The sequence below is a fragment of the Micromonospora endophytica genome (genome assembly GCF_003236305.1).
Classification (GTDB): domain Bacteria; phylum Actinomycetota; class Actinomycetes; order Mycobacteriales; family Micromonosporaceae; genus Micromonospora; species Micromonospora endophytica.
Map to the genome: position 1 here is coordinate 1 of NZ_POTX01000274.1, position 7,254 is coordinate 7,254.

Here is a 7,254-nt window from a genome sequence, read left to right on the forward strand (position 1 = left end):
CCTTCCCCCTGACACCCCCACCGCCCAGCTGTGTTGATCAAGAAGTTTTGGTCGGGAATCGCGAGGATCTCGACCAAAACTTCTTGATCAACAGGCTTGTGTTGGCTCACGACGCTTGATCAGTCCGGGGTGGTGACCGGGATGGGGCCGGTGAAGGGGGACGAGCCGACCAGGTTGAACGAGCGGATCCGGTAGTGGTAGGTGACGCCGCGCGCCAGGCCGGTGTTGGTGAAGCCCCGGCCGGTGACGGTGAAGGTGGCTACCTCCCGGCGGAAGAGCGGATCGCGGGCCCGTTCCACGACGAATCCCGAACCCTGGCCGGGGGGAGTACTCGCCGCCCAGCCCAGCACCACCGTCGCGGTGTCCGGCCCGGGGAGGCTGGTGGCCACGCTCACCGTGGTCGGGGTGCCCGGCGTCGGTGGGATGGTCACCCTGGCCACCATCGACCACGGTGAGGCCGCGCCCAGGTAGGTGGTGCGCACCCGGTAGTAGTACGTGGTGTCCGGCGCGACCGCGGCGTCCAGGTGATTGACGCCGACACCGATGGCGGTGGTGCCCGGCCCGCTGGTGAAAGTGGGGTTGGTGGCCCGCTGCACGTCGACACCGGTGGCGAAGGAGTGGTTGCTCCAACGGAGGGCGACTCGCGCCGGCGCGGCGGGCGCGAGCGCCGCGGTCAGTCCGGTCGGTGCGGCGAGCCGTACCGCCGCCGGGACGCTGTTCGACCAGGCGGAGCAGCCGGCGGCGTTCTCCGCGCGGATCCGGTAGTGGTACGTCACCTCCGGCGTGACGGTCGCGTCCACGTACCGGGTCGCCGTGGCCGCCACGGTGATCTCGGTCAGCCCGGTGGTGAACGTCGGGTCGGTGGCGCGGTGCAGCAGGTGGCTGGTGGCGGCCGGCAGGCTGCCGTTGCCGGTCCAGGTCAGGGCGATCGCCGGCAGCGCCGTCGCCGAGCCGGGTGCCGGGATGGCGTTCAGTCCGCTCGGCGCGCGGGGCGACACGCGTACCACAAGGGGACGACTCATGCCCTGGTCGCGGTACCCACCGGCGGCGCTGGCCCAGTGGTACTCCCAGCCCAGGTTGACCGGCTGGTTGAGCACCGCCGCCGGCCCGTCGATCGGCCCGCCGGCCGGCCGGGCCGGGTCGAGCAGCCGTACGCTGTCGCCGATCTTGAAGGGGAGGGGCGGCGCCTCCGGGCGGAGTGCGAGCACCACGTCCTCGCCCGGGTCGACCCGCACCACCTGCTTCCAGCCCAGCTCGCCGGGGCGCGGCGGCCGGCTCGTGCCGTTGTCACCCACCCGGGCGACCACCTGCACGTCCAGCCCCTCGAACCGCACCGGATGACTCTGCCGGCCGATGCCGCGGACCCGCCAGAGCTGAGTGCCGTCACCGGGCGCGCCGACCGGGGTCGCCGGGTCGCCGACGTGCAGCAGCTCGGTCGCCGGATCGGCCGGGCCGAGCATCGACATGGCCCCGGCCGAGCCGGGCGGCGGGGTGACGGCCCGGGCTGGGCCTGGCGGGACGGCCCCGGGCGGCGGGGGTGTCACACCCAGGCGGCCGGTGAGCCGGCCGTGGTCCGGGTCGAAGACCTGCCGCACGGTCTTGACCGCCAGCGGCAGGGTCACCGGGGCGGCAGCGCCGGCCGGCACGAACTCGACAGTGGTGGCGTGGACCGGCACCCGCACCGGGGCCGGGGTGACCGTGCCGAAGCAGGGATCGTAGGCCGGATGCGGCACGATCGGCGGACGCTGGCTGCGCGCGTACGCGCCGGGCAGCCGTTCCCGCAGCCGGTCGAGGTCGTACGCCGGCCGGTCCGCCGGTACGGAACCGGTCACCCGCAGCTGGAGCAGGGTCCGGGTGTTCGGGCCGTACCCGGGGCGGGTCGGCGGCGGCCCGCCCTCGGCGCTCCGGTCCGGATCGCCGGTGTGGTGGTCGTAGCGGGGATCGAAGCAGGGCAACGGCACGGGGCAGTCGTTGTAGAGGATCAGGGTGCTGCCCGGCGTCACCGAGGTGAGATCGACAAGCACGTCGGCCCGCTCGCCGGGCGCCAGCAGCAGTGCGTGAGTGGACACGTGGAGCACTGTCGGGTCGCGCCTGTCGTACCGGAAACCGACCGGACGATTGGCGATCACCTCGGGTGCCGGCAACAGACCACACTCGTTGCCGATCCGGATCAGCTCGGGCCCGGCGGCCTGCGGATCCGGCACCCCACCGGACCGGCCGTCGGTGGGCCACCCGGCCGGCCGGTCGGCGGCGGGCACCGCGTCCACCATCGGCACCTCGCCGGCGTCCGGATCGGCCAACACGCCCTCCGGTGTCCACATCGGTCCGTCCGAGCCGGCCCGGTAGAGCTGGAGGTTGAGCCAACGGTCGGTGCAGGCGTTGAGGATCCGCCAGCGGTACCAGCCGGGCTCGACCTCCAGATACGGGTACGCCACGCCGTTGACCAGCACGGTGTCGCCGTACGCCGCGGGCACCGCGCTCGGGTGCGGCACACCCGGCACCTCCGGCGGTTCGGCCGGGTCACCGACCGGGTCGTGGCGGGGGTTGGGCACCGACGTGGCGGTGGCGTGCGGATCGGCCGGCGTGGCCGTACGTGACCACGGGCCGTAGTCCCACCGGCCGGTCGGGTTGATGCCGTCCGGCCGGTACGGGTGCTGCCGGGGCTGGTAGACGTGTGGGTGCCAGAGGCTGCCGCGGGCACCCCAGCGGTCCCGATCCCAGGTCGGGTCCTGGGTGGCCAGTGAGTCGTCGTCCGGGACGAAGGTCTTGTCCTCGAAGACCAGCGGAAGCTGCTCGGCAGGCAGCAGCCCGTCGGCGACCAGTTCCTCCTGCGCCTCGTCGGTGAGCAGGTAGAGCGCGACCTGTCCGGAGTAGCCGGTCAGCCGGGACAGCCCGACCGTGTTGTCGTGGAACCACAGCAGCCGGCCGCTCTGCTCGTTCGGGTGGTAGAACGTGGTGGCGCCGCGACCCGGGTGGGTCATGTCCGGCACGTGGGTCAGCCCGACGCCGGTCGGGTACGGGGTGATCTCCGCTGCCGGAGTGATCCACTGCCAGGGGTTGCCGGCGCTGATCCAGCCGGTCGACGCGCCGCAGAGATGCAGCACCGCCCGATTCTGTGGGTACGGCGCCGGGCCGTCGAGCGGCCCCGCCCCGGTGCCGGGCACGCTCGGGTCGACGGGCAGGAAGAGGTCACCGGCCGCGCCGGTGGGCAACTGGTTGATGAACTTGATCCGTGCCGGTCGTCCCCGGCGGGCCAGCAGCACCGGGCCGAGGTGCCAGGGCCGCTGCGGCGGGGCCACCGTGTTGTGCCCGTCGGCGTCGGTGCCCAGGTTGAGCTGGCGGTAGCCGCGCAGCCGGGTGGGCGGCAGGTCGCGGTGCAGGCGCTGGGCGTACTCCTGGAGGCCGATCTCGTAGTAGTCGCACCCGGGATAGCTGATCGTGTCGGGCACCGCCACCGGCAGGTACGCGCCCGACGGCGGCTCCGCCGGCGTGCCCAGGCCGGGCAGGGGGTCGACGAACTTGCGGATCCCGGTGCCGGGCACCACCTGACCGACGTCATCGACGACCGGCAGGGGACTGTACGCGTGGTTCGGCACCGGCCCGAGACAGCGCGGCGTGGCGGCCGGATCCAGACTGGCCGGTGCAGCTGCCGGTGCCGTCGATGGTGCCGGTGCCGGTGCCGGTGCGGCGGTGGTGCCGGTACGTGCGACCGGGACGGTCGGGGACGGACCCTGCCGGTCGGCGCGAACGGCACGCACCAGCCAGGTCGAGCGGAGTCGGCGGAACACGGCCATGGCGTCCCCCGGAGATCGGGCGCGGCGGCTGCCACTACGGCGGAGCAGGGTCGGTCGCGCGATGTTGACGTTCCGTGAGCACCCCACCGCAGCATGCGACTTCGGCGGCCGGTTAGGAAGTGCCCAATCGTGCCAATCTGCCGCTCACCCGGCGTGTCCTGGACGCCACCCCGGCGATCCCGGGTCGCCCCCTCACCCGGCACCGGGCTGGCAGGTGGGGCACCAGTAGGTGACCCGCTCGCCCAACTCCTCCTTGCGGATGGCGGTGCCGCAGCGACGGCAGGGCTGCGCCCGCCGCCCGTACACGTAGCTGGTCTGGCCGCGGCGCAGCGAACCGGTGCTGCTCTGCGTCCACCGGCCCCGGTTGGCGGCGAGCAACCGCTGCGCCAGGGTGACCAGGCCGGCGAGGTCGGGCACGTCGCGTACCGGTGTCCGGGGGTGGATCCCGCGCAGGAACAGCACCTCGCACTTGTAGAGGTTGCCGATCCCGGCCAGGTTGCGCTGGTCCAGCAGGGCCACGCCGATGTGCTCGTCGGGGTGGGTGGCGAGCCGGCGTACCGCCTCGTCGGCATCCCAGTCGGGGCCGAGCAGGTCCGGACCGAGGTGGCCGACGAGACGGTCCTCCTCGGCGGTCGGCACCAGCTCCAGGTCGTGCAGGTGGTAGCCGACGGCGGTGGCGACCGGTGCGCGCAGCACCGCCCGGATCAGGTGCGCCGGGCGGGCCGTCCAGCGTTCGCCGGGGGCGTACGTCCGCCAGGTGCCGTCCATCCGCAGGTGTGAGTGCAGGGTCGCGCGGGCGCGATCGGGCGCCTCGAACCGGAGCAGCAGGTGCTTGCCCCGGCTGGCGCACCCGGTCACGGTCCAGCCGGTCAAATCGGTGGTGGCCAGCCGGGGCACGCGGAAATCGCTGCCGGTCAGTCGGGACCCGGTCAGGGCGCGCTCCAGCACGCGAGCGGTGTTCCAGACGGTGTCTCCCTCAGGCACCTCGCCATTCTCCCTCAGGTGGATGGGATTCGCATATAGCGCTATTTGTATGACAGCTTATTTTTGATCGCAAAATATGTGCACTATCAGGAAACGTTAGGAGAAGAGATGAATCATCTCCATGTCACCGCGTTCGTCCTGACCCTCGTACTCGCTCCTGTCCTGCATGCCGTCCCGGCTTCGGCGGCTCCCGCCGAACGGTGGACTGTCGACCTCGCCGTCGACACCGACGACGTCAACGTCCGGCTCACCAGCGCCGGACTGCGGCTCACCGATCCCCGGCCACCGCCGGTACCCGCCACCGGCAGTGCCGTCGCCGAAGGGATGCTGGTCAGCCCGGCCCGTGCCCTCAGCCGCCCGGCGAACCGGTTCCGGGCCGAGGTCGTCGCCACCGCCGCGCCCGGCGCCACCGTGACCGTCCAGGTCCGGGGGTGGCGCGCCACCGGCTGGTCGGAATGGCGCGACGCCGTCCCGGCGGCCGTCCTCGACCAACCGGCCCAGCAGGTGCAGGCACGGGTCGTGCTCAGCGCGAGCCGGTCCGGCCAGCCCGTCGAGGTCCGCGCGGTCCGGCTCACCGCCGACGCGGTCACCGCCGTCACCGCCGCCACCGTCGGCCTGAGCTACCGGGTGTACGCCACCCGCATCGGCCTGGTCGGCGGGACCACCGCCAACGGGCACGTCATCGTGCCCCGGGATCACTTCGTGGCCCTACCGTCCCGGCGCGGGCTCTCCCCGCGTGGTGCCGGCGACTACACCGTCCGGGTCTGCACCACCGGCGGCAGCCGGTGCGCGTACGCCCCGGTCTGGGACGTCGGCCCGTGGAACACCCGCGACGACTACTGGAACCCCAGCACGGTACGGGAGAACTGGAAGGGCCTGCCGCAGGGGCGGCCGGAGGCGCAGGCCGCGTACCAGTACGGGTACAACGGTGGGCGGGACCAGTTCGGCCGGGTGGTGCTGAACCCGGCCGGTGTCGACCTGGCCGACGGCACCTTCTGGGACGGGCTGCTGCTCACCACGAACAGTTGGGTCGACGTGGCGTACCTGTGGACGGGTAGCGGACCGCGGGGGGTGGTGGGTGACGGCCCGTTGAACGTCCGGGCCGGCCCGAGCACCGGGTACGGGACGCGGGGCCTGGCAGCCCGCTACGCCCACGTGCCGATCCAGTGCTACGAGGTGGGGCAGACCATCGCCGGTCCCTACCGCACCACGAATCGGTGGAACCGCCTGACCAGCGGGCAGTACATCAGCCACGCGTACATCGGGCAGGTCTGGGGCGGTGCGGTGTCGCGCTGCTGAGCGCGGTCTCCGGGCGGTGTCGAACGACGCCGCCCGGGATCCGTGCGGTCAGGGCATTTCCTCCGGCCGTGGCGAACGGACCAGATCCTGGTAGCGGGGGTGGCAGGCGCCGTAGATGGCGAAATTGAGTCGGGCTAGGGAGAGGCTCAGATCCCCGTTGGCGACGCCGCGTACGACGTCGGCGTCGGCGTCACCCTGGCCGTCATCGGTCCAGAAGCAGACGGGACAGGTGCCCCCACCGGTCCGGGACGCGCAGCAGGGGCAGGCGGCGGGTACCCAGCGATCATTCACCCAGACAGCTTTCCACAATGGACGTTTTAGGCGTGTGGCCCGGGGTCCGCGCCGACAGTCGCGGATCCGTCGACCCGCAGCAGCGTACCGGGGTGGGCGGCCAGCAGGTCAACAGCGCGGCCACCGTTGACCGAAAGGGCAACCAGGTCGGCCGAATCGGCGTGCGCGACCAGGGCGCCGACCGGAGCGTCGCCGAAGGTGCGCCCGTGCACGGCCTCGATCGGGTCGCGCTCACCGGGCGGCCCCACCCGTACCCGCGCCGGCAGCGGCGCCAGGAGATCGGCGGGTGCCGCCAACTGGACGTTGCCGAAATGGTCCACGGTCAACACCTCGGCGGTGAACCCGCCCGGCCGGACCTCGACCACCGGCTCGGGCAGTCGGACCAGGGTCGCCGGATCGACCGCCGGGCCGGCCTCGGCCAGCGGCGCGCCGGTGGCCAGCCGGGCGGCCACCGGGGCGAAGACGTCCCGCCCGTGGAAGGTGGCCGACACCCGGGAGGCCAACCACTCCGGGTTGCTCAGCTCCGCTGCGGCCCGCACCCCGCCGAGGGCGTCGGCGGCGTCGAGCAGCAGGCCGTTGTCCGGCCCCACCAGGAAACCCTGCGGGGTGGCCAGCGCGACACCTCGACGGGCCGTGCCCACCCCTGGGTCGACCACCGCCACGTGCACCCCGACCGGCAGGTGCGGCACGGTCTGCGCGAGCACCGTCGCGCCTCGACGGATGTCACCGGGCGGCACCAGGTGGGTCACGTCGAACACCCGAACCGTCGGCGCGATCCGCGCGATGGCCCCATGGCAGGCCGCCACAAACCCGTCCCCGAGCCCATAATCCGTGGTCAACGACACCACCCACGCACTACCCACCCCACCACCCTACGCCCTCTCTC

General features: G+C 73.0%; 5 protein-coding genes. 1 reads left to right on the top strand and 4 read right to left on the bottom strand.

Annotated features, from left to right (window positions below):
* Positions 1–119: 119 nt before the first annotated feature.
* Positions 120–3,794: a hypothetical protein gene (locus tag C1I93_RS26510; RefSeq protein ID WP_111246006.1), complete on the bottom strand. Its 3,675-nt coding sequence runs from the start codon at positions 3,792–3,794 to the stop codon at positions 120–122.
* A 192-nt stretch (positions 3,795–3,986) separates the two neighbouring features.
* Complete coding sequence (locus C1I93_RS26515) at positions 3,987–4,778, bottom strand: DNA-formamidopyrimidine glycosylase family protein (RefSeq protein WP_111246007.1); 792 nt, start codon at positions 4,776–4,778, stop codon at positions 3,987–3,989.
* A 108-nt stretch (positions 4,779–4,886) separates the two neighbouring features.
* Here C1I93_RS26515 and C1I93_RS26520 point away from each other — a divergent pair, with 108 nt between their 5' ends.
* On the top strand, positions 4,887–6,077 hold the full coding sequence (locus C1I93_RS26520; RefSeq protein WP_111246008.1) for a DUF8814 domain-containing protein: 1,191 nt from the start codon (positions 4,887–4,889) through the stop codon (positions 6,075–6,077).
* A 48-nt stretch (positions 6,078–6,125) separates the two neighbouring features.
* On the opposite strand, the gene C1I93_RS26525 is transcribed toward C1I93_RS26520, so the two are convergent.
* Together C1I93_RS26525 and C1I93_RS26530 are read right to left on the bottom strand one after the other, a co-directional pair.
* Positions 6,126–6,368: a CPCC family cysteine-rich protein gene (locus tag C1I93_RS26525; protein WP_111246009.1), complete on the bottom strand. Its 243-nt coding sequence runs from the start codon at positions 6,366–6,368 to the stop codon at positions 6,126–6,128.
* A gap of 26 nt (positions 6,369–6,394) precedes the next feature.
* Positions 6,395–7,231, bottom strand: coding sequence for an SAM hydrolase/SAM-dependent halogenase family protein (locus tag C1I93_RS26530; RefSeq protein ID WP_111246010.1), 837 nt, complete (start codon positions 7,229–7,231; stop codon positions 6,395–6,397).
* Positions 7,232–7,254: the final 23 nt, after the last annotated feature.

Coding starts and splice junctions, on each gene's coding strand:
- C1I93_RS26520 (WP_111246008.1), top strand. CDS start 4,887: ATGAATCATCTCCATGTCACCGCGTTCGTCCTGACCCTCGTACTCGCT.
- C1I93_RS26510 (WP_111246006.1), bottom strand. CDS start 3,794: ATGGCCGTGTTCCGCCGACTCCGCTCGACCTGGCTGGTGCGTGCCGTT.